Below are 22,980 nucleotides of genomic sequence, written 5' to 3'. Positions count from 1 at the left end.
TTCTTACAGTTTGCGAAGTTAGACTTGAAACGAAAACGTTGTAATTTTGGGCAATATTACTAAAAAACTATTATGCACGCATATTTTTAACTAAAAAAATTAACATCTGTTTAAATTTTAACTGTTAAATTTTTAGTTCAGTTTAAAATTAATCTGCATTTTCTCTAATTCCTGTAATAATTCAGTTGAAATTCTGACCTTCAAACGACGGCTTGGCATAGATAATTTGGTTACTACTTTTATCTCTTCTACCTCATTTACTTCTTGTATTTTAGTTTCAGGGCCATCCTCTTCATTTTCGCTTTCATCTTCAAAAACGGCATCTTCCGCTTCAAAATCAGTTGGAGTTTCTACCTCAACCAATTTTTTTATTTTTTCTAATTCCATGATTTCAAAAGTCACAGAATTATCACCTTTATTTTCATTGAATAAATGACTTAGCTTGTGAATAAATTCGGGATGAAGATCTTTAATATTCAGCAATACGATTAGCTTTTTAGCGAAAGCTTCTAAAATATCCTGCAATTGACGAATCTCTACAAACTGCATTCTCGGATCGGTTTTCTTTCCTGTATCGTGATTTACCCAACCGTCTTTGATCATGATTTTCAAAAAGGCAAAATTGTTCTGAATCAAGAAATGACGGAATTTCAAATACTCTTCACCAAAAATCTTAAATTCATAACTTTCGTCATAACCTTCTAAGTTGAACGCCGCCCAGCCTTTTCCATTTTTCGCTACACGATGCTGTACATTATTGATAATTCCCGCAAAATGAAGATTCTTTCCAACATATTCATTCATGCTTTTTAAGGCTTCTAAACGGGCATTGCAGAAGTATTTCATTTCAAATCTAAAGTCGTCAAGCGGATGCCCAGAAATATAAATTCCGACAACTTCTTTTTCTTTTGCCAGTTTTTCCATGGTACTCCAATCTTCACAAGGTGGCACAACTGGTTCGGCAATTTGAACTTCACTGGCTTCTCCAAACAAACTTACTTGCGATGAATTTTCGTTTTCTTGGAACTTCGATCCGTAACGCATGGCTTTTTCGTAAAATGTAATTCCGTCACCATCATCATGAAAATATTGCGCTCTCGTAGTTCCTTCAAACGAATCAAAACCTCCAGCCAATGCTAAATTCTCAATCGCTTTTTTATTCGCAGCGCGCAAATCAATTCGCTTTGCCAAATCAAAAATCGATTTATATCTTCCGTCTTTTCTGTTTGCTACAATCGTTTCTACCGCTCCAGAACCTACTCCTTTAATTGCCCCCATTCCGAAACGTACAGCATAATCATCATTTACCGTAAATTTATAGTACGATTCGTTTACGTCTGGCCCTAAAACTTGTAATCCCATACGTTTGCATTCTTCCATAAAAAACGAAACCTGTTTGATATCGTTCATATTATTCGAAAGTACCGCCGCCATATATTCTGCCGGATAATGCGCTTTTAAATACGCCGTTTGATACGCAATCCAAGCATAACAAGTCGAGTGCGATTTGTTGAAGGCGTAACTCGCAAAGGCTTCCCAGTCTTTCCAGATTTTCTCTAAGACTTTGGCATCATGACCTTTTGCAGCCGCTTGTTCGACAAACTTCGGCTTCATTTTATCCAGTACGTCTTTTTGTTTTTTACCCATCGCTTTACGCAATACGTCGGCCTCACCCTTTGTAAATCCTGCCAAAGACTGAGACAAAAGCATTACCTGCTCTTGATAAACCGTAATTCCGTAGGTTTCAGATAAATATTCTGCACAGGCATCTAAATCGTATTTGATTTCTTCGTCGCCATTTTTTCTTCGAACAAAAGAAGGAATATACTCCAAAGGTCCCGGACGATAAAGTGCATTCATGGCAATTAAATCTCCAAAAACCGTTGGCTTCAGATCTTTCATGTATTTCTGCATTCCGGGCGACTCATATTGGAAGATTCCAACCGTTTCACCTCTTTGGAACAACGCATAGGTTTCTTCATCATCGATCGGGAAAGTATCCGGATCGAGATCAATTCCTGTTCTATATTTTACCAGTTTTACGGTATCTTTTATCAGCGTAAGGGTCTTCAGACCCAAGAAGTCCATTTTCAGCAATCCGGCACTTTCTGCAACTGAGTTATCAAACTGTGTTACATACAAATCTGAATCTTTTGCAGTGGTTACGGGAACATAATTCGTAATATCCGACGGCGTAATAATTACCCCACAAGCATGAATTCCCGTATTACGCATTGAACCTTCCAGAATTTTGGCCTGCTGAATAGTTTCTCCCGCCAAATCATCTTCATTGGCGATAGCGATTAATTCTTTTACATTATCAAATTCGTCTGAACGAAGGGCTTTTTTTACCTCATCTTCGCTTTCCGAAATAAAACGTGCCAAATTCCATTTTGACGGCATCATTCCCGGAATCAATTTTGCAATTCTATCGGCTTCAAATAAAGGTAAATCCAGTACACGTGCCGTATCACGAATCGCCGATTTGGTTGCCATTTTACCATAAGTGATAATCTGTGCCACCTGTTTCTGTCCGTATTTATTGATTACATAATCCATTACACGGCCACGACCTTCATCATCAAAGTCGATATCAATATCGGGCATCGATACACGGTCAGGATTTAGGAAACGCTCAAAAAGCAAATCATACTTGATCGGGTCAATATTGGTAATTCCGAGACAGTATGCAACGGCAGAACCCGCTGCAGAACCACGTCCGGGTCCTACTGAAACGTCCATTTTTCTAGCTTCGGCGATGAAATCCTGTACAATCAAGAAATAACCCGGATATCCTGAATTCGAAATTGTTAAAAGCTCAAAATCCAAACGTTCTTGAATCGATTCTGTAATTTCGCCGTATCTTCTTTTTGCCCCTTCCATTGTAAGATGGCGTAAATAAGCATTTTCACCACGAACTCCATTGTCTTTTTCATCCTCGGGATCAACAAACTCTTCTGGAATATCAAATTTCGGAAGCAATACATCTCGGTAAAGTGAATATCCTTCTACCTTATCTATAATTTCCTGAATATTGATAATCGCTTCTGGCAAATCGGCAAAGAGTTTTTTCATCTCTTCTTGCGACTTGAAATAATATTCCTGATTCGGAAGTCCGTAACGGTAACCACGGCCACGACCAATTGGCGTTGCTTGTTTTTCACCGTCTTTTACACACAATAAAATATCGTGCGCATTGGCATCTTCCTTATTTAAATAATAGGTGTTGTTGGTTGCAATTAATTTGATATTATGTTTTTGCGAAAACTCAATCAGGGTTTTGTTGACACGATTTTCGTCTTCCTGATTGTGACGCATTACCTCAAGATAGAAATCTTCGCCAAATTGCTCCTTCCACCAAATTAAGGCTTCTTCGGCTTGGTTTTCACCAATGTTCAGGATTTTACTCGGAATTTCTCCGTATAAATTCCCAGACAAAACCATAATATCTCCTTTGTATTGTTCAACGATTTTACGGTCAATTCTCGGAACATAATAAAATCCGTCGGTGTAGGCAATTGAAGCCATTTTAGCCAAATTGTGATAACCTGCTTTATTTTTGGCCATTAAAACAACCTGATAACCGTTGTCTTTTTTTGATTTATCTAAATGATTTTCGCAGATATTAAATTCACAGCCTACGATTGGTTTTACTTCCGTTTCTGTTGGTTCTTCTCCAGCGTCAACTAAAGCTTTATTTTTGGTAGAAGCTCCTTTATTGTGATTCATAACAGCGCTCACAAAGTGAAAAGCTCCCATCATGTTTCCAGTATCGGTCATGGCAACAGCCGGCATTCCGTTTTTGGCTGTAGCCGCTACAATATTTCCAATTCCAATAGTCGATTGCAAAACCGAAAACTGTGTATGATTGTGTAAATGTGCAAATTTTGCCGCTTTAAAATCGGCTTTATCCGATTCTGAAACCACAGTTGGCGTTTCATCAACTTGTAAAGCTTTGATCTGCTCTCTAACTTTTTCTGAAGCGGCTTTTAAATTGATGTGTTTAAGACCAATTAAAGGAAATTCCTGTGGATTTCTTTCCTGAAATTCTTTAAAATATTCTTTCGGAACGTCAAGCTCTTCTTTTGTAAAAACCTCTCTTCTAACCAATTCTAAGAAACAACGCGTGGTTGCCTCAACGTCGGCAGTGGCGTTGTGCGCTTCCGCGAAAGGCTTATCGAAAAGATAACTGTGTAGTTCTGTCAAGGTAGGAAGTTTAAACTTTCCTCCACGACCTCCGGGAAGTTGTAATAATGAAGCTGTAACTTCGGTACAAGTATCTAAAACAGGCATCGAACTCATTGGAGAATCTACACCCATTCTATGGAATTCGGCTCCCATAATATTCACGTCGAAACCAAGATTCTGACCGACGATAAATTTGGTTTTGCTTAAAGCGATATTGAATTTCTCCAAAACTTCGGCCAGCGTGATTCCTTCGGCTTCTGCCAATTCGGTAGAAATTCCGTGAATACGTTCAGCATCGTACGGAATATTAAATCCGTCCGGTTTTACCAAATAATCCTGATGTTCGATAAGCTGTCCCATTTCGTCATGCAATTGCCAGGCGATTTGTATACAGCGGGGCCAGTTATCAGAATCGGTAATTGGCGCGTCCCAGCGTTTTGGTAATCCGGTTGTTTCGGTATCGAATATTAAATACATATATTTTTATGGAAATGTCAATTTTTAAAGCCCCAAATCCCAAGTCTCACACAACATAAACAACTGATTTTATGCGTGATAAAAATTAAGAATATAAAAAATGGAGAAAGTCAAATTTAGTCATTTTTTTGGCTAATTAAAACACAAAATTCTTAAAAATACATTCTTGCGAACAATTCATTATTCCTCTTAAAATTCATAAAATTTGATAAATTTTATCCTTTTGGATGTCGTAGTATTTCCTCTTTAGAAAATTACAAAAAGTTTATTTGGATTCATTATTTCTAAGCTAAAAAACATTTGAAATTCAAAATCCATCAAAATCTAAACACTGTCAATTATTACTATTTTTATTTAATTTGTTACATTTTTTCAAACAAAAACACATATTTTACACTTATTATACAATAAATTTGCAAACTATTCAAACAACAAACAAACAAAGCAAAGCAAGGATTAAAAAAGATTAAAAAACAAATTTCATCTCAAATTACACCATTAAATCTGACAATAAAAAAGCATTTTTCAATCTGTAATTTAGTTTGGGTATCGTATATAATGAAATATTGAAATTGACTGTTTTTTACCTTTTTTTAATTTTGCTTACCTATTATAATCAACAGGAAAGGCTGTAGTTATAAAATTACAATTAAAAAAAATAAAAAATGAGTAAGACATTATTTGACAAAGTATGGGATTCACACGTTGTGCGTAAAATTGAAGATGGACCAGATGTGTTTTTTATTGACCGTCATTTCATTCACGAAGTAACGAGCCCTGTTGCTTTTTTAGGATTAAAATCAAGAGGCGTTAACGTTTTATACCCAGAACGTACTTTTGCAACCGCAGACCACAATACACCGACTATAAACCAGCATTTACCTGTTGCAGATCCTTTGTCTGCAAATCAGCTTAAAGCGCTTGAAGACAATGCAACTGAATACGGAATTTCACACTGGGGATTAGGTCACCAAAAAAATGGAATTGTACACGTAGTGGGTCCTGAAAACGGAATTACTTTGCCAGGTGCTACTATTGTTTGTGGTGACTCTCATACGTCTACTCACGGTGCTTTTGGAGCTATCGCTTTTGGTATCGGAACATCTGAGGTTGAAATGGTGCTTTCTACGCAATGTATTATGCAGCCAAAGCCAAAGAAAATGCGTATCAACGTAAACGGACAACTAAGTAAAGGTGTTGGGCCAAAAGACGTTGCGCTTTACATTATTGCACAATTGACTACTTCTGGAGGAACTGGATATTTTGTTGAATATGCTGGTGATGTTTTTGAAAACATGACTATGGAAGGACGTATGACAGTTTGTAACTTAAGTATCGAAATGGGTGCTCGTGGAGGAATGATTGCTCCTGACCAAACTACTTTCGATTTCCTTGAAGGAAGACTTTACGCGCCAAAAGGTGAAGCTTGGACTAAAGCAGTTGAATATTGGAAAACACTTAAAACAGATCCGGATGCTGTTTTTGATGCCGAATTAAACATCAAAGCCTCTGATATCGAACCAATGATTACTTATGGTACTAACCCTGGAATGGGAATTGGTATCACCAAACATATTCCGAACGCTAAAGAAGTTGAAGGCGGTGAGGAAACATACAGGAAATCTTTGGCTTATATGGGCTTCAACGAAGATGATGTAATGATCGGAAAACAAATCGATTACGTTTTCTTAGGAAGCTGTACAAACGGACGTATTGAAGATTTTAGAGCTTTTGCTGAAATTGTAAAAGGAAGAAAAAAAGCAGATAATGTTACGGCTTGGTTAGTTCCGGGTTCTCACGTTGTTGAAGCGCAGATTAAAGAAGAAGGAATTTTAGATATTTTGACAGAAGCTGGTTTCGTATTACGTCAGCCTGGATGTTCTGCTTGTTTAGCCATGAACGACGATAAAGTTCCAGCTGGTAAATACGCAGTAAGTACTTCAAACAGAAACTTTGAAGGTCGTCAAGGTCCTGGTTCAAGAACGCTTTTGGCAAGTCCGATTATGGCGGCTGCGGCTGCGGTTACAGGAAAATTGACAGATCCGAGAGAATTATTTTAGATTGGAGATTTTAGATTTTAGATTGCTCACTTTGCGTAATCTTCATCTAAATTTCTTCAAATAAAAATTCATTCACATTATTAATACAAAAAGATTTCAGCGTTTAGATTTCACCCCAGAGAGGAAAATCTAAAATCTAAAATCCAAAAATCTAAAATTAAAATGGCATACGATAAATTTAATATACTTACAAGCAGCGGAGTTCCGTTGCCAATTGAGAACGTAGATACAGATCAAATAATTCCAGCTCGTTTCTTAAAAGCTACAAAACGTGAAGGTTTTGGAGATAACCTTTTTAGAGACTGGAGATATAATGGAGACGACACTCCAAAAGCAGATTTCGTTTTAAACAACCCGACTTACAGCGGAAAAATCCTTGTAGGAGGAAAAAATTTCGGTTCTGGATCTTCTAGAGAGCACGCGGCTTGGGCGGTTTACGATTACGGATTTCGTGCTGTGGTTTCTTCTTTCTTTGCAGATATCTTCAAAGGAAACTGTTTGAATATTGGTGTTTTACCAGTACAAATCAGCCCTGAGTTTTTAGCTAACATTTTCAAAGCTATCGAAGCTGATCCTAAAACAGAATTAGAAATCAATCTTCCAAACCAAACTATTACTTTGTTATCAACTGGTGAGCAAGAATCTTTTGCTATCAACGGATACAAAAAGAATAACTTAATCAATGGTTTTGACGACATTGATTACTTACAAGATATGAAAGAAGATATTAAAGCTTTCGCTGATAAACTTCCTTACTAATAGCAATATCATTCAGTCTATTAGACCCGAAAGGCTTCAAAACCTCTCGGGTCTTTCTAAATTAAACAAAAAACCTTAAGCCCTTCCAAAATAATGAATGACAACAACATTGTATTACCGAAATTTTATTCAGAAATCAAAAAAGATTCTGAAGCAATTTCGTTTTCAATGCCGTCAGATTTGCAAACGGGAAGTTTACTTCGAACATTAATCACAACCAAAAAAGACGGTCATTTTTTAGAATTAGGAACTGGAACCGGTTTATCACTTGCGTGGATGATTGAAGGAATGAATGGAAATGCTAATTTAATTTCGATAGACAATTCATCAGAATATCAAAGCATTGCAAAAAAGTATTTTCAAGAATCAAATGTTTCATTTGTTTGCGAAGATGCCGAGCAATGGATTTTAAACTATAAAGATTCAAAATTTGATTTGATTTTTGCTGATGCTTGGCCTGGAAAATATGTGGTTTTAGAAGAAACATTGAATTTATTAAACTCTGGCGGAATTTATTTAATTGACGATATGCTGCCTCAACCCAACTGGCCAAATGATCATGATAAAAACGTCGATATTCTGATTCAGGATTTAGAAAAAAGAAAAGACATTCAATTAACAAAAATGAATTGGTCAACAGGTTTGATTCTGATTACAAAAATATAATGCATAATTCAGCTTAAAGCTAACAATATAATAATGGAAAAAAGAAAAATTGAAATAATGGATACGACGCTCCGTGACGGTGAACAAACGTCTGGAGTATCATTTTCTGCTGCAGAAAAACTGACCATTGCGCAATTATTGCTGGAGGAATTAAATATTGATAGAATCGAAATTGCTTCTGCACGCGTGAGCGAAGGGGAATTTCAAGCCGTAAAAGGCATCACTTCTTGGGCTGAAGAACGTGGCTATATTGATAGAATCGAAGTGCTAACGTTTGTAGACGGCGGTGTTTCCATTGAATGGATGAAAAAAGCGGGTGCAAAAGTGCAGAATTTATTGACCAAAGGCTCAATGAATCACTTAACGCACCAATTGAAAAAAACTCCTGAACAGCATTTTGCAGAAATAGCTCAAATTATTGCTTTAGCTAAAGAGAATAATATTGAAACGAATGTTTATCTGGAAGACTGGAGCAACGGAATGAGAAATTCTCAAGATTATGTTTTTCAATTTTTAGATTTCCTTTCTACTCAGTCCGTTAAAAGAGTTTTATTGCCGGATACTTTAGGCGTTTTAATTCCGTCTCTGACTTTTGAATTTATTTCAAAAATTAAAGCAAAATATCCAAATATTCACTTTGATTTCCACGCGCATAACGATTACGATTTAAGTGTTGCCAATGTTATGGAAGCCGTAAAAGCCGGAATCAACGGGCTTCACGTTACCGTAAACGGAATGGGAGAACGTGCAGGAAATGCGCCTCTTGAAAGTACCGTAGCAGTTATAAACGATTATATACCAGAAGTACACATTGGCATTAAAGAAACTTCTTTGTATTCTGTAAGCAAACTGGTTGAAACTTTTACAGGTTATAGAATTCCTGCCAACAAACCAATTGTTGGGGATAACGTTTTTACGCAAACTGCCGGAATTCACGCCGACGGAGACAACAAAAACAATCTTTATTTTAATGATTTGCTTCCGGAACGTTTTGGGCGACAAAGAAAATATGCCCTCGGAAAAACTTCTGGGAAAGCCAATATCGAAAAGAATCTTCAGGAATTAGGTTTAAAACTAAACAACGAAGATTTGAAATTGGTTACCCAAAGAATTATCGAATTGGGCGACAAAAAAGAAACCGTTACTAAAGAAGATCTTCCGTACATTATTTCGGATGTTTTAGACAGTCATACGTACGAAGAAAAAATCACAATCAATTCTTATATGCTGGTTCATTCTAAAGGAATGCGCCCATCAACGACTTTATCTCTAAATTTAAATGGAGAAATAATAGAAGAAAATGCTCAAGGAGACGGTCAGTTTGATGCTTTTATGAATGCTTTATCTAAGATTTACAAAAGCAAAAAATTAACCCTCCCAAAATTGATTGATTACGCAGTAAGAATCCCACCCGGAAGTAGTTCTGACGCTTTATGCGAAACGATTATTACTTGGGTAAACAACGGAAAAGAATTTAAAACCCGTGGTTTAGATTCTGACCAGACTGTTGCAGCGATAATTGCAACACAGAAAATGCTTAATATAGCCTTCTAAGGTGCTAAGTCGCTATGCTACTAAGGTTCTAAGATTTGCTGGAACTTAGTATCTTAGCATCTTAGTAGCTCAGAAGCTTAAAAAATAATCGCTAAGAAACCTTAGAACCTTAGCAACTCAAACCTTAGAACCTTTTAAAAAATAAATAATGAAATTAAACATAGCCCTTTTAGCCGGTGACGGAATCGGACCAGAAGTAATCGATCAAGCCGTAAAAGTATCAGATGCTATTGCGCAAAAATTTGGACATGAAATCACTTGGAAACCAGCTTTAACTGGTGCTGCTGCAATTGATGCAGTTGGCGAGCCTTATCCAGATGCAACACACGAAGTTTGTAAAAATGCTGATGCGGTTCTTTTTGGAGCAATCGGCCACCCAAAATACGATAATGATCCTTCTGCGCCAGTAAGACCAGAGCAAGGTTTATTAAAAATGCGTAAAGCTTTAGGTTTGTTCGCAAACGTAAGACCAACTTTTACATTCCCTTCATTATTAGATAAGTCTCCATTAAAAAGAGAAAGAATCGAAGGAACGGATTTAGTTTTCTTAAGAGAATTAACTGGCGGAATCTACTTTGGTGAAAAAGGAAGAAAAGACGGTGGAGACACTGCCTTTGACAACTGCGTTTACACCAGAGCAGAAGTACAGCGTTTGGCTAAAAAAGGTTTCGAATTAGCCATGACGCGTTCTAAAAAATTATGTTGTGTAGATAAAGCAAACGTTTTGGAAACTTCACGTTTGTGGAGAGAAACAGTTCAGGCTATGGAAAAAGATTATCCGGAAGTTGAAGTAAGCTACGAATTTGTTGATGCGGTTGCGATGCGTTTAGTGCAATGGCCTAACTCTTACGACGTATTGATTACGGAAAACTTATTTGGAGATATTTTAACAGACGAAGCTTCTGTAATTTCTGGTTCAATGGGATTAATGCCTTCTGCATCTATGGGAGCTGAAGTATCTTTATTTGAGCCAATTCACGGTTCTTACCCACAAGCTACTGGATTAAACATTGCTAACCCAATGGCTACTGTTTTATCTGCTGCTATGATGTTCGAAAACTTCGGATTGATGGAAGAAGGAAAAGCAATGAGAGACGCTGTAAACAAAGCTTTAGAAGCTGGAGTAGTTACTGAAGATTTAGCAAACGGAGGAAAAGCATACGGTACTAAAGAAGTAGGTGACTGGTTAGCTGCGAATGTATAATTAGTTAATTTTTGTTTGAGGTTTCAAGTTTCAAGTTTTCCAACCTGAAACTTGAAACAAATAAAACCTGAAACAAATTTATCAAACAAAAAAAGGGATCAATAAAATTGATCCCTTTTGTATTTTAGAAAAAAAATATTAATATCCTCCTCTGTTTCCACCACGGTCATTTCCATAACCGCCACGGTTGTTTCCATAACCACCACGGTCATTTCCACCACGGTTGTTGTTGAAACTTCTTCTTTCGCCTTCTGGTTTAGGCTCAGATTTATTTACAACAATTGTACGACCTGAAACTACAGCTCCGTTCAATTCATCGATAGCTTTTTGAGCCTCGCTATCATTTGGCATTTCAACAAAACCAAATCCTTTACTTCTTCCAGTAAATTTATCAGTAATAATTTTAACAGAGTCAACTGCACCATAAGCCTCAAAAGACTCTCTTAAATCTGCTTCCTCAATACTGAATGGAAGACTTCCAACAAAAATATTCATAGATATTTATTTATAATACTTGACAAATGTAGTCTTATTTTTTTCTAATCTACTATATGTAAGTTTATTTATGTTTTTATTTGGATTTACACTTAACAATAAGTCTTATTAATTAACAGAAATTTCATTACGTGTTTCTAATGGAATTTTATAGAAGACACCTTCTGTAATACGCATTTCCTGTTTTACTGCATCAGCAGCAATATTAAAGGCCGTAAATCTGAATGTTCCCGAAATGGTATTTTCTTCCTTATTATATTCTGTAATAGTAATTTCTCCATTTCCTCTGCCTGCTCCAGTGTCAAATTCTGATTCTTGTTCTTCACTAGTATTTTTATAAATGGCTTTGGTATCATCATTAACACCCAAAATAAATGTCTTCTCGGATAGCTCAGGAAGCTGAAAATTAATTTGTTCGTAGCCTAAAGAAGCTTCGACGATAAAAACTCCGTTCGTTTCTTTTCTCACTCCATAAACTTCAGCTCTCCAAAAATCATTATCTTTTAGAGCCTGAAAAGCCGTATTATTAAATGTTGTTGTATCTGCTGTACAAGATACCAGCAAAACTAAAATTGATAAAAAGCAGAAATACTTTTTCATGTTTAAAATTGAATTTGATGCAGTTTTTTGCAAAAAGAGCTAAAAAATTTAAATTAAAAAGTCAAAAAAATGCTAAAAAAGCAACTGTTATATATTTAATCCTCTTTGAAACGTGTTTTTCATAAAAAAATTATATCTTTGCGCCCTTAATTAACAGAGGTCGAGTACCTCAAAATTTAATCATTAGATTATGTCAGTAAAAATTAGATTACAAAGACACGGTAAAAAAGGAAAACCTTTTTACTGGGTTGTAGCTGCAGATGCACGCTCAAAAAGAGATGGTAAATACTTAGAGAAAATCGGTACTTACAATCCAAACACTAACCCAGCAACTGTTGAGCTAGATCTTGACAGCGCAGTAAAATGGTTACACAATGGTGCACAACCAACTGATACTGCAAGAGCAATCCTTTCTTACAAAGGTGCTTTATTGAAACACCACCTTGATGGAGGTATCCGCAAAGGAGCTTTAACTCAAGAGCAAGCAGATGCTAAATTAGCAGCTTGGTTAGAGTCTAAAGCAGGAAAAGTTGATGCTAAAAAAGATGGTTTATCTAAAGCAAAAGCAGATGTTAAAGCTAACGCTTTAAAAGCTGAAAAAGAAGTAAACGCTAAACGTGCTAAAGCTCAGGCTGAAGCGCTTGCTGCTGCTACTGCCGTTGAAGAAGCTCCTGTAGCTGAAGAAGTTGCTGAAGTTGAAGCAACTGAAGAAGCTCCTGCTGCTGAAGAGAATAACGAAACAACTGAAGCATAATTTTACTTAGCGATAATGCGTAAAGAAGACTGTTTTTATTTAGGTAAAATCGCTAAAAAATTTAGTTTCAAAGGTGAAGTTCTGATCTATTTAGATACAGACGAACCTGAGTTATACGAAAATCTGGAATCAGTGTTTGTTGAACACAACAAACACTTGGTTCCTTTTTTTATTGAGTCAAGCTCAATGCATAAAAACGACTTTCTGAGAGTTCGTTTTGAAGATGTAAATACCGAAGAAGATGCCGATGCCTTAGTCGGAAATGGTATTTATCTTCCTTTATCTATGTTACCAAAACTTAGTGGTAACAAATTTTATTTCCACGAAGTGATTGGTTTCGAAATTGAAGACAAACGTCTAGGCGTTTTCGGAAAAATAACTTCTATAAATGATTCAACTGCTCAGCCTCTTTTTGAAGTTTTAAATGGCGAAGTTGAAATCTTAGTTCCAATGATTGACCAATTCTTGGTAAAAATCGACCGCGAAAACAAAAAGGTTGTTATGGATCTTCCAGAGGGATTGATTGAAATGTACCTTTAAATTAAATTCCAAATTTTTAAATTCCAAATTCCAACCAAAAGGAAATTCCAATATTGAAATCCCAAATTCCAATTAAAGTTTTATTATCTCAAAACATATTTGAAAGAAAAAACTTTCTTTTATTGACATTTGTTCTATATTTACAATCCCAACTTGGAATTTGGAATTTACACCATGAATAAACCATTTGACTTAGAAGAGCGCACTTTTTTATTTGCTAAAGAATGTCGAAACTACATTAAAACATTACCTAAAACAACTTCTAATATTGAAGATGGTAAACAGCTTGTAAGATCTTCTGGCTCTGTAGGTGCAAATTATATCGAAGCAAATGAAAAACTCGGTGACAAAGATTTAATCTTTCGACTAAAAATAGCTCGAAAAGAAGCTAAAGAATCTAAATTTTGGATTCGTTTATTACATGAGCTAAATCCCGAACAAAAAATTAAATCTGAATCTCTATTATTCGAAATAGAAGAATTGCGAAAAATTTTATCAGCCATAATATCCAAAACATCAAAGTAATTAATTTCTAAAATAGTATTTTTGCTGTTCAATCCTTTTCAATTGGAATTTCAACATTGGAATTTCGACCCAACATTGGAATTTGGAATTTAAAATTTGGAATTTTTATTTATGTTTCAATTCAAACAATTTTCTATCAATCAGGATAAAACCGCTATGAAAGTCGGAACCGACGGTGTTTTATTGGGCTCTTGGGCTCCAATAAATCATCATCCTTTTAGTGTTTTAGATATTGGCGCTGGAACTGGAATTATTGCTTTAATGATTGCTCAGCGTTGCGGAGCAGAACAAATAGACGCTTTAGAAATTGATGAGGATGCATACGAACAAGCGGTAGAAAATTTTGAAAATTCACCATGGGGTGATCGTTTATTTTGTTTTCATGCCGGTTTAGATGAGTTTATAGAAGAACCAGAAGACGAATATGATTTGATTGTTTCCAATCCGCCTTTTTATGCTGAAGATTATAAGACAGAAAATGAACAGCGTGATTTAGCTCGTTTTCAAGATGCAATGCCTTTTGAAGAAATTGTTGAAGCCGCCGATTTACTACTTTCTGAAAATGGTATTTTAGCAATTATTATTCCTTTCAAAGAAGAAGAAAAATTTATTGCTTTGGCAAAAGAAGCAGAATTGTATCCTATTAAAATTACACGCGTAAAAGGAACTCCGACTTCTGAAATTAAACGCAGCTTATTGGCTTTTAGCCGAAATGAAATTTCAGAAATCGAAGTTAATGAATTAGTTATCGAAATTGACAGGCATATTTATACACCTGAATATATTGAATTGACAAAGGATTTTTATTTGAAGATGTAAACTTAGTTATCCTGAAGACATACTCCTCTTTGAAATTCCATACCATTGGGTTTTTCTTCATTGTAGTAAATGTTCGATAACGTAATGCAATTTTCGTCAAATGAATTAATGATTTCACTGACAAATCGATCACCTAATCTAACATATTCCGATCCATTATTTTTTATACATACGCATTCAAATTTACAATCGCTTAGCCATTTTACAGCCCAAACAGATTGTAATTTTCCATCCATATAAGCTTCTTCTATTGAATCTTTTCTAATAATGTACTCATTTGGAAATGCCTGTGAAACAAATTTTCCCGTTTTAAACTTATTGCAGTCTGCTTTTTGTGAATACACAAAACTTCCAAAAAAACAAATACCTAATAAAAATATCTTTTTCATCGCTTTTTATCTTTTATTTTCCATTTTTTGCAAATAGAATTGCTCGGTCTAAAACTTCATCTTTCCCTTGTTGAATTCCTAAAATTGTCTGCTTTACTTCAATATCAGGAACAATCCCAATGCGTTGAATCTCTTTCTTATTGGGATAAAAAACACCATAACAAGTAAACGATGAAGTAAATCCTTTTATTAACGAAAATCTATAATTGGCACCGTCTGCTCCTCCAGTTTGAGAACCTAAAACCGTGACTTTTGGCGCCGTTTGTAAAGCCATAACATTATGTTCTGCATGACTAACCGCATTTTCATTCACTAAAACTATTACTTTCCCTTTGTAATAATCAGGGTTATTTTTTCCACATTTATCTAAGTCTGTTCTCCAAATGTAGCGTCCTGGATAGCTAAGATCAGGATCAACATATTTAACATATTCTGTAGGCTTAGCATTGAGCCAGTCCGAAATTGCATACATAACATCCTGAGGTCTTTGTCTATTATCAAAAATAACAGCATTTGTGTTATTCATTGCCGCAATTAAATTTGGAACATCTTCGGGAGTGACTTCATCATAGTTAATGTAACCAATATTTCCCTCTAGAATTTTCCATTTTTCATTGGTTGGATATTGAATTTTTAAGTCTTGGTACTTATAACGATTTATCGCTTTTTCAGCTATTTTATTATCTCTAATGAACTCGATTTGAAACGATGAAGATTCTCCATTAAAAATCGCCCAATATGCATTTTTTAGCACCGAAGGCTCATTGGATCCTTCCACATACTTTACATTTTCTTTTAAAATCTCTGCGATTGTTCTGCCTTCAACTTTTGTAATAACATCACCAATTCTTATATCGTTAATTTTGGCAAGAGAATCATTTTTTAAACCAATAACAACGGCCTTTTCATCTATTATTTTAACATCGACCGGAATAAATTTATCTCCAAAATATTCAAACATTTGAGACATATGAGTTGAAGCATGCGTATCATTTAATTTAATCGAAATTTCACGCATTGCTAAGGCAAAATCCTTTTCGGATTCTGGAATTATAAATCTTGGGAGAAATTCTATTAAGACTTTATCCCAATTTTCGTCCATTTGATATTTATATGGAAAAAAATACTCAACGTAATTCCAATATCTAAATAATGCCAAAAGACGTAGATTTTTTTCTGTCCATTTAAAGTTTGGGTATTTAACTTCATTATTAAACTGTAATGGCACTCCTCCGTCCTTTACATAATCAACATAAAATTGTTTGCCCTGAATTCTACTCTCTTCAATAAATTTTAATTTTTTAGAAAGCGATTTTGAGAATAATTCACCATTACTCATCCAAGATAAATCAAAGTTTTTATCGAAATATTGTTTTTTTACAGCTGGTTTTTCAGTTTTATAAGCTTTCACTTCTCCTAAAGAAACAATCCAATTTTCAATCACTAGTGAGAATGCTTCAGAAGTCTGTGCTTCTTCAACATTTGGCAAAATTTGAAACAATTGTTCGTCCCAGTTTTTGCTGCCGTCCGCAACATTTGGATGATAATATTTTAAGAAACCCCAGACTTTACAAGTCGCAGCTAATTTTTGGGTTTCTGTAATGGGCTTTGAAAAGATAGTTTGAAAGATTAATATAAAAACAATTAATAAAGTTTTTTTCATTTAAATAGTGGTTTTGATTGTTAGTAGATTTAAGGTTTAAACCTGTTCAAAAATATGCTTAAACTGATATAAAATTCGTTCTATTAAACGCAGATCTTCGGTTACAATTTCTGCACTTCCTTTCATTTCCTGCTGAAAGGCAATTTGTTTGTTATAAGATGTTTTTAATCCGTTTGGAAGTGCCACATCCAACAATAAATTCCCGTCTTTATCTGGAACAAGCGAAATATTTTTGATTTCGCCTCTTAAAACACCAAATTCTCTGTCGGGATAATTGGCCAAACGAATATGGACTCTTTGTCCAACTTTTATTTTTCCTGAATTTAAAGCCGGCGCTTTTACTTTTCCTATAAAGCTGTTTTTGGCATCGGGAATAATCGAAAAAACATTGTCACCAATATTTATGGTCTGATTTTCGTTCCAGACTTGCAGAAAAGTAACCTTTCCGCTAATCGACGATTTTAAGGCATATGCCAGTTCCCAGTCTCGTATAACTTTTTTTAACTGATAAAAAGACTGCGAAACACTGCGCCCCAGATTAACCTCTTCTCTGGTGCTGTTTATCTGAGAATTCTGGCTTGATTTTGTATTATCAATAAGCGAAGACCTCAATTGGGAAATTGACGACAATAGACTTCTATAATTCTTTTGTGCTTGAAGAAAATTCAGTTTTTTGGCTTCGATTTCTTGAGCTGAAATAATTCCTTTATTAAACAAAATTTCAAAACGGGCAACTTCATTTTTTTGAAGCTCCAATTCGCGCTCGTTAATCACTTTCTGCTGCTGCAGAATTTCCAATCTTTCGGTAATCTGAATTTTTTCTGACCTCTGCGCTCTGCTTTCTATCTCAAATGGATGAAGATTTTGATTTAACTCCTGCGCTTGATAATCTTTCTGAAATACGGCAAATGCACTTTCGATTTCGCCCAATTGCTTGTTTTTTAATAATTCGAAAGGAAATTCTTTTTTAGAATTATTTATATCGTATTTATCTACAATATCTTTCAGCAGAAAAACATCTTTGTAGTTGGCTGTATTTTCGATAATTGCCAATGTGCTGTTTTTGGCAACCAGCGTTTTATTTTTAACTAAAATAGCTTCAATACGTCCAGAAGATTTTGATACAATTTTCTCTGGCGGAATATTAGTGGTAATTGTAATTTCTGTTCTTACAACATCTGGGTATTTAACAAACCACGAAACAAAAAACAGCATGATGATGATAGCAAATATCAAAACTGTTCCCCATCTTATCATCCAATGTGGCACTTTGGTCAGGATATCCTGAACTTCTTCGCTTCTTAATTCAAATGTATCTTCGTTCATGATTAATTTCCTAATTGCAACTGATTTCTAACCAATTCAAAATAATTACCCTTTTGTTCCACCAATGCCGAATGGCTTCCTATTTCGATGATTTTTCCTTTGTCTAAAACCACAATCTGATCTGCATTCATAACTGTGCTTAATCGGTGCGCGATGACGACTACCGTTTTGTCTTTGAAAAAGATATCGAGTTTTTTCATAATTTCCTTTTCATTATTAGCGTCCAATGCAGAAGTTGCTTCATCAAAAAACAGAACTTCAGGGTTTTTATAAACTGCCCTTGCAATCAATAAACGCTGTTTCTGTCCGGTACTCATTCCTAATCCTTCTGCGCCTATTTTGGTATTAAAACCTAAGGGCAATTCGCTAATATATTCTTTAATATTGGCCACATCTGCCGCATAGAGCAGTTTTTCTTTATCAATTCTATCGACTCCTATAGCAATATTATTGGCTATAGTATCGCTAAAAATAAAACCTTCCTGCATTACGGCACCAATATTGGATCTCCAAGCGCTTTGCGATATATTTTTAAGCTGCGAATTTCCGATAAGAACTTCTCCTTTTTCTGGTTCATAAAACTTGAGAAGCAGTTTCATTAAAGTTGTTTTGCCGCTTCCGCTAACGCCTACTATAGCGGTTACTTTATTGCACGGAATTATCAGACTTAAATTATCTAAAACAGGAGCATCTGAACCCAAATATCGAAAAGAAAGATTTTTAATTTCGATATCGACATCGTGCGGAACTTCGTTTGTCTGGTTAATTTCCTGCTGCAACTCATCTTCTTTTTCATGAATTTCGGATAATCTTGCCAGCGAAATTTTAGCATCCTGCAATTCTCTTACAAATTCAATTATTTGTGTAATAGGACCATTTAGAGTTCCCACAATTGAACTTATGGCAAGCATCATTCCTAACGTTATTGAACCATCAATGACCAACTTGGCTGACAGAAAGATGATAAATATGTTTTTTAGTTCATTAATAATGGAAGAACCTATTGTCTGGGTCTGCTCCAAAACGAGTCCTTTAATTGAAACTCTAAAAAGCCTCGCCTGAACGTACTCCCACCCCCAACGCTTTTGTTTTTCGGCATTATGAAGCTTAATTTCCTGCATTCCATTTATGAGTTCCATTACTTTGCTTTGTTCGTTGGAAACTTCAGCAAATCGCTTATAATCTAGCGCTTCCCTCCTTTTCAAGAACAGTACAATCCATGCAAAATAAAGCACGCTTCCCGCAAAAAAAACTAAAAATATCTGTAGGTTGAAATAGGCCAAAACAGCGCCCATGACAAACATATTTATTACAGAAAAAAGCACATTCAGTGATGATGTGGTCAATATTTTCTCGATGCGTCGATGATCATTTATTCGCTGCATAATATCTCCCGTCATTCTTACATCAAAAAAGGAAATAGGCAGATTCATCAATTTGATAAAGAAATCTGAAATAAGAGAAATGTTGATTCGCGTAGATAAATGCAGTAGGATCCAGCTTCTAATGAGTTCTAAGCCTGTTCTTCCTGCAAAAACAAAAAGCATGGCGAAGAGAATTAAATAAATAAAATGGATGTTCTGATTTTGGATTCCGACATCAACAATACTTTGTGTTAGAAACGGAAAAATTAGGCTCAATAAACTACTTGCAAAAAGTCCTATTGCAAGTTGAATAAGAAATGATTTGTATTGAAAAAGATACTGGAAAAGAAAACGGAATCCTAATCCTGAATTTTCTTCCTTATCAAAATCAGACTGGAAAAATTTAGGAGTTGCTTCGATCAACAGTGCAATTCCTTCCTTTGTTTGATCGTCTGCATTATTGCCGATCCAAAACTTAACAAACTCTTCTTTACTGTATTTTAAAAGACCAAAAGCGGGATCAGAAATATAATATTTTCCTTTTTTTATTTTATAAAGCACCACATAATGGTCTTTATTCCAATGAAGAATACAGGGCAGAGGAGCTTCTTCAATTCTTTTTACAGACAGCTTTACGCCTAATGTTCGAAATCCTATTTTCTCGGCAGCATCACTCAAAAAAAGCAGATTACTTCCTTCACGAGTTGTTTCGCTAAAATCTCTCAACTCCTGAATATGAATTGTTTTTCCGTAATATTTAGCAATAATTTTTAAACATGTCGGTCCACAATCTTTATGGTCTGCTTGTCTGTAATGTGCGAATTTTTTCAATGTTATTTTGATTTATTCAAGACCAATGTAAGAAAAAATATTCTTGCTAATCTAAAAAAAACAGAGAAGACATAAGTCTTCTCTGTTTAAGTATTTAAAAACAAGTTTTAGCAACACAATTTCTTTAGGACATGGCCGCGGTTACCCTAACCAAATAAAATCAACACAGCGGCCAACTCCTAAGAATCTCAGTACCAATCATCAATACTGAGAATATGCTCAATGTTCCACGATCGAGCGCCTATACATTCAAAAAAAACATGACTAAATTCTAAATAAGGCTATATTGTATTACTTTTAAAAAAGTTAAAAATTAACAACAAAGACGGCTTGTGTCACAAATACCCGATGATGTATTTAGCGGACAAGTTTCGCCTGGTGGTATTAAAATGCATCCGGCCTGCAAAGCGTAAACCCAACATTCTGGAATTCCTCCTTTTATGGTTTTCTGCTCCCTCTTATTAATGTACTGAGCACCTTCAAGGTTTAAAATTTTCTTTAACATAATTAATACCATTTTTTAGCAACATATTTTCTGTTGCTTTTTTAAACATGAAAATTAACAAGCATAATATTTATCGACAGTCGCATCATTGCAATTAAATTCTTGCCCATAATCACTGGCTAAAATATTTTTTTGCTCTTTTTTTGTCAGCTTTCTTGTCTCTTTGCTTTTTAAAATTTTTTCTAACATAATCCAGTTATTTAATTTTTTGAGTTTAAGCCTCAAATCCCTCATAACTTGATGCTTAAAAATTTCCTTTTAGCAGCTTCCGACATAATTATTTGGAATGCAGTTCCAGTATGCTGGCACAGTTCCAAATTCTGTACATCTTTTAGCTTTAAATCCGTCTTCACAAATAGGAGCATTCTCTCCGTTTATTGTTTTCAGCTCACTTGCAGTCAATTCTACTGCTCCTTTCAATTTTAAAATACTTTTTAACATAATTGCAGGTTTTAAATTGGGGGTCACAATTTTTATTTTAAGAGTCGCAACTTCTTATGCTGTTTTTTCCAAAACTTGAACTTCTTCTACAAAATCATTTAAGAAATATTTCAATTCATTCAGCTCATATTCATTTGGAAATAGTCTTTCGTTTACAATTTTAATTGGCGTGTAATTAAAATTATTGATAGAACACCAGTCATATTGTTTCTGAATTTCCTGATTTATCATCATGCTAACAGAATCAACATTCCATTTTTTAAGCCATTTTTTGTGCACCATTCTTTTGATATACCAATCAGAAATTGCTTCAACCGTTTTTCCTGGTGTTGTTCTGTTAATCGTTAAAAGCCTTTCGACAACTGCTTTGTATGGATTGTCGTTGTTTTCTGGATTAATATTAAACAGAACATTCAAATATATTTTATCTGGAAACTTTAATACTAAATCAAAAGCTTCTTGAAAAGTTTTATAGCAATGTCCACAACTTGGACTTAGAATTACAGAAAGTTTAACGCCTGCATTTTTATTTCCAAAGGTTAAACCTCTTAAATCTTCAAATCCTTTTGTATATTTTACTTTTTTAGATAAGAAGTTTAATAGCGAATAATTTCTTTTGAATTTCTTAAGTTCTTTTAGAGAGTTTTCATTATCAAGCATTTTTCTAATCATTACCTTAACTGTCGCCCAGATTGGTATTAAAAGCAATAAAGAAAATAGGTATGGAAAAACAGCATTAAAACTGAAACTCAATGTAAAAAGATCTGAAGAAAACCAAACAATGCTCTGAACCAATATTAAAAATGATACGGCTAAGCACATGATGCACCATTTTTGAATCTCAAATTTTTGAATCCAAATCGAACAAACTACTATCGGAATAGCGAGCAGACTTAAAAATCCAACAAAAATAGCCGAACTTAAAGGCTGAACCAATATGGCAATAATACTTGAGCTAAAGAAAAGCAATGGCAAATCTGAAAAACTCAACCATCTATTTGCAATATCGTCATTGAAACTTATTACAGAATGACAAGAAGAATTTGAACTTAAATTACAGAATTTTGAAATTACTGTATTTTTAACTCCCCATTTTTCCTGAACAATAAATATGCTAACAATTAATCCAAGAATAGATGTCAACAAGAATGAAGCGCTAAATTCGTCAAAACGATTATAGAATAAAGACAATCCTACTACAAGAACAAGAGGTAGAAAATATTTTAACCAATTGTATTCTATTTTTAGATTTTCTCTTGCTACTACGTTGTTTGGCTCAATGGCAACAATAACACCATTCCAGTCTAAAAGAAATTTATCGTATGATAGTTTTTGAGTTCCTTTTTTTGTGGTTGTAATTCTTACTCCGCTTTTAATCTTTTCGACTAATATTAATTCGCCTTTAAAATACGCCAAAAAATTAGAAGGCAAATCTTCGATTTGTTCTTTCGAAACTCTTACAGCTGCGTTCTCTACAGAAAGCAAATCAAACGAATCTGTAATAGCAAATAAACTCGGATAATTTGGATGAGACAAAAACAGATCCTTGAACTCATTTTTTATTTCTGAGTAGCGATTGATTTGCAGAAATTTTTGAACCAATTTTAACATCGTTTTTGATCGTTTTTAAATCATAATTACACTGCAAAGATTGGGGTTTTTATTGATAAAAATCGCATATAGACATACATTTTATTAATTATACCACATACAATTTATAAATTATACCAAGTATAGTACTCAATACAACTCACTGTTTTTCAATTATTTAAATGTTATTTTTTTTATTAAAAAGGTCAGAAAGTCCATTTTCGATTAAC

Annotated in this window: 20 protein-coding genes; 9 read left to right on the top strand and 11 right to left on the bottom strand. The window is 34.6% G+C overall.

The window, feature by feature from the left end; all coding sequences use genetic code 11:
• Nucleotides 1–132: 132 nt before the first annotated feature.
• Complete coding sequence (gene dnaE, locus EG814_RS03645) at nucleotides 133–4,665, bottom strand: DNA polymerase III subunit alpha (RefSeq protein ID WP_125718976.1); 4,533 nt, start codon at nucleotides 4,663–4,665, stop codon at nucleotides 133–135.
• Between the two features lie 665 nt (nucleotides 4,666–5,330).
• Here dnaE and leuC point away from each other — a divergent pair.
• The 5 genes from leuC to leuB all read left to right on the top strand — a co-directional run bounded on the left by leuC (nucleotide 5,331) and on the right by leuB (nucleotide 10,908).
• A complete protein-coding gene (gene leuC / locus EG814_RS03640; RefSeq protein WP_125718974.1) occupies nucleotides 5,331–6,725 on the top strand; it encodes a 3-isopropylmalate dehydratase large subunit in 1,395 nt (464 codons plus the stop codon).
• Nucleotides 6,726–6,887: 162 nt separating this feature from the next.
• Entirely contained in the window at nucleotides 6,888–7,484 is a 597-nt protein-coding gene (leuD, locus tag EG814_RS03635; protein ID WP_091490627.1) for a 3-isopropylmalate dehydratase small subunit, read from the top strand.
• 93 nt (nucleotides 7,485–7,577) lie between these two features.
• Nucleotides 7,578–8,150: an O-methyltransferase gene (locus EG814_RS03630; RefSeq protein WP_125718972.1), complete on the top strand. Its 573-nt coding sequence runs from the start codon at nucleotides 7,578–7,580 to the stop codon at nucleotides 8,148–8,150.
• 33 nt (nucleotides 8,151–8,183) lie between these two features.
• Complete coding sequence (locus tag EG814_RS03625; protein ID WP_125718970.1) at nucleotides 8,184–9,704, top strand: alpha-isopropylmalate synthase regulatory domain-containing protein; 1,521 nt, start codon at nucleotides 8,184–8,186, stop codon at nucleotides 9,702–9,704.
• A gap of 148 nt (nucleotides 9,705–9,852) precedes the next feature.
• Nucleotides 9,853–10,908: a 3-isopropylmalate dehydrogenase gene (leuB, locus tag EG814_RS03620; protein WP_125718968.1), complete on the top strand. Its 1,056-nt coding sequence runs from the start codon at nucleotides 9,853–9,855 to the stop codon at nucleotides 10,906–10,908.
• A 138-nt stretch (nucleotides 10,909–11,046) separates the two neighbouring features.
• Here leuB and EG814_RS03615 read toward each other — a convergent pair whose 3' ends face one another.
• Both EG814_RS03615 and EG814_RS03610 read right to left on the bottom strand, forming a co-directional pair.
• The gene (locus EG814_RS03615) at nucleotides 11,047–11,403 is read right to left on the bottom strand and encodes an RNA recognition motif domain-containing protein (protein WP_125718966.1); all 357 of its coding nucleotides are present in this window, start codon (nucleotides 11,401–11,403) and stop codon (nucleotides 11,047–11,049) included.
• A 108-nt stretch (nucleotides 11,404–11,511) separates the two neighbouring features.
• Entirely contained in the window at nucleotides 11,512–12,003 is a 492-nt protein-coding gene (locus tag EG814_RS03610) for a DUF6252 family protein (protein ID WP_125718964.1), read from the bottom strand.
• A 190-nt stretch (nucleotides 12,004–12,193) separates the two neighbouring features.
• On the opposite strand from EG814_RS03610, the gene EG814_RS03605 reads away from it, so the two are divergent.
• The 4 genes from EG814_RS03605 to EG814_RS03590 all read left to right on the top strand — a co-directional run bounded on the left by EG814_RS03605 (nucleotide 12,194) and on the right by EG814_RS03590 (nucleotide 14,641).
• On the top strand, nucleotides 12,194–12,757 hold the full coding sequence (locus EG814_RS03605) for a 30S ribosomal protein S16 (RefSeq protein WP_125718962.1): 564 nt from the start codon (nucleotides 12,194–12,196) through the stop codon (nucleotides 12,755–12,757).
• A gap of 15 nt (nucleotides 12,758–12,772) precedes the next feature.
• Complete coding sequence (rimM, locus tag EG814_RS03600) at nucleotides 12,773–13,297, top strand: ribosome maturation factor RimM (protein WP_125718960.1); 525 nt, start codon at nucleotides 12,773–12,775, stop codon at nucleotides 13,295–13,297.
• 174 nt (nucleotides 13,298–13,471) lie between these two features.
• On the top strand, nucleotides 13,472–13,822 hold the full coding sequence (locus EG814_RS03595; RefSeq protein WP_125718958.1) for a four helix bundle protein: 351 nt from the start codon (nucleotides 13,472–13,474) through the stop codon (nucleotides 13,820–13,822).
• Between the two features lie 111 nt (nucleotides 13,823–13,933).
• A complete protein-coding gene (locus tag EG814_RS03590) occupies nucleotides 13,934–14,641 on the top strand; it encodes a tRNA1(Val) (adenine(37)-N6)-methyltransferase (protein ID WP_125718956.1) in 708 nt (235 codons plus the stop codon).
• Between the two features lie 2 nt (nucleotides 14,642–14,643).
• On the opposite strand, the gene EG814_RS03585 is transcribed toward EG814_RS03590, so the two are convergent.
• The 8 genes from EG814_RS03585 to EG814_RS03555 form a co-directional block, all read right to left on the bottom strand.
• A complete protein-coding gene (locus EG814_RS03585) occupies nucleotides 14,644–15,030 on the bottom strand; it encodes a hypothetical protein (protein ID WP_125718954.1) in 387 nt (128 codons plus the stop codon).
• Between the two features lie 13 nt (nucleotides 15,031–15,043).
• Nucleotides 15,044–16,693: a S41 family peptidase gene (locus EG814_RS03580; protein WP_125718952.1), complete on the bottom strand. Its 1,650-nt coding sequence runs from the start codon at nucleotides 16,691–16,693 to the stop codon at nucleotides 15,044–15,046.
• 36 nt (nucleotides 16,694–16,729) lie between these two features.
• Complete coding sequence (locus EG814_RS03575) at nucleotides 16,730–18,019, bottom strand: HlyD family secretion protein (protein ID WP_125718951.1); 1,290 nt, start codon at nucleotides 18,017–18,019, stop codon at nucleotides 16,730–16,732.
• A 2-nt stretch (nucleotides 18,020–18,021) separates the two neighbouring features.
• Nucleotides 18,022–20,214, bottom strand: a complete 2,193-nt coding sequence (locus EG814_RS03570) for a peptidase domain-containing ABC transporter (RefSeq protein ID WP_125718949.1) — start codon at nucleotides 20,212–20,214, stop codon at nucleotides 18,022–18,024.
• 313 nt (nucleotides 20,215–20,527) lie between these two features.
• Entirely contained in the window at nucleotides 20,528–20,719 is a 192-nt protein-coding gene (locus EG814_RS03565) for a hypothetical protein (protein WP_125718947.1), read from the bottom strand.
• Between the two features lie 54 nt (nucleotides 20,720–20,773).
• Nucleotides 20,774–20,908: a hypothetical protein gene (locus EG814_RS21250; RefSeq protein ID WP_262699464.1), complete on the bottom strand. Its 135-nt coding sequence runs from the start codon at nucleotides 20,906–20,908 to the stop codon at nucleotides 20,774–20,776.
• Nucleotides 20,909–20,977: 69 nt separating this feature from the next.
• Entirely contained in the window at nucleotides 20,978–21,160 is a 183-nt protein-coding gene (locus EG814_RS03560; RefSeq protein ID WP_125718945.1) for a hypothetical protein, read from the bottom strand.
• Nucleotides 21,161–21,214: 54 nt separating this feature from the next.
• On the bottom strand, nucleotides 21,215–22,771 hold the full coding sequence (locus EG814_RS03555; RefSeq protein ID WP_125718943.1) for a vitamin K epoxide reductase family protein: 1,557 nt from the start codon (nucleotides 22,769–22,771) through the stop codon (nucleotides 21,215–21,217).
• Between the last annotated feature and the right edge of the window lie 209 nt (nucleotides 22,772–22,980).

The organism is Flavobacterium ustbae, from assembly GCF_003946915.1.
Classification (GTDB): Bacteria; Bacteroidota; Bacteroidia; order Flavobacteriales; family Flavobacteriaceae; genus Flavobacterium; species Flavobacterium ustbae.
This window is presented reverse-complemented; position numbering and strand designations above follow the sequence as displayed.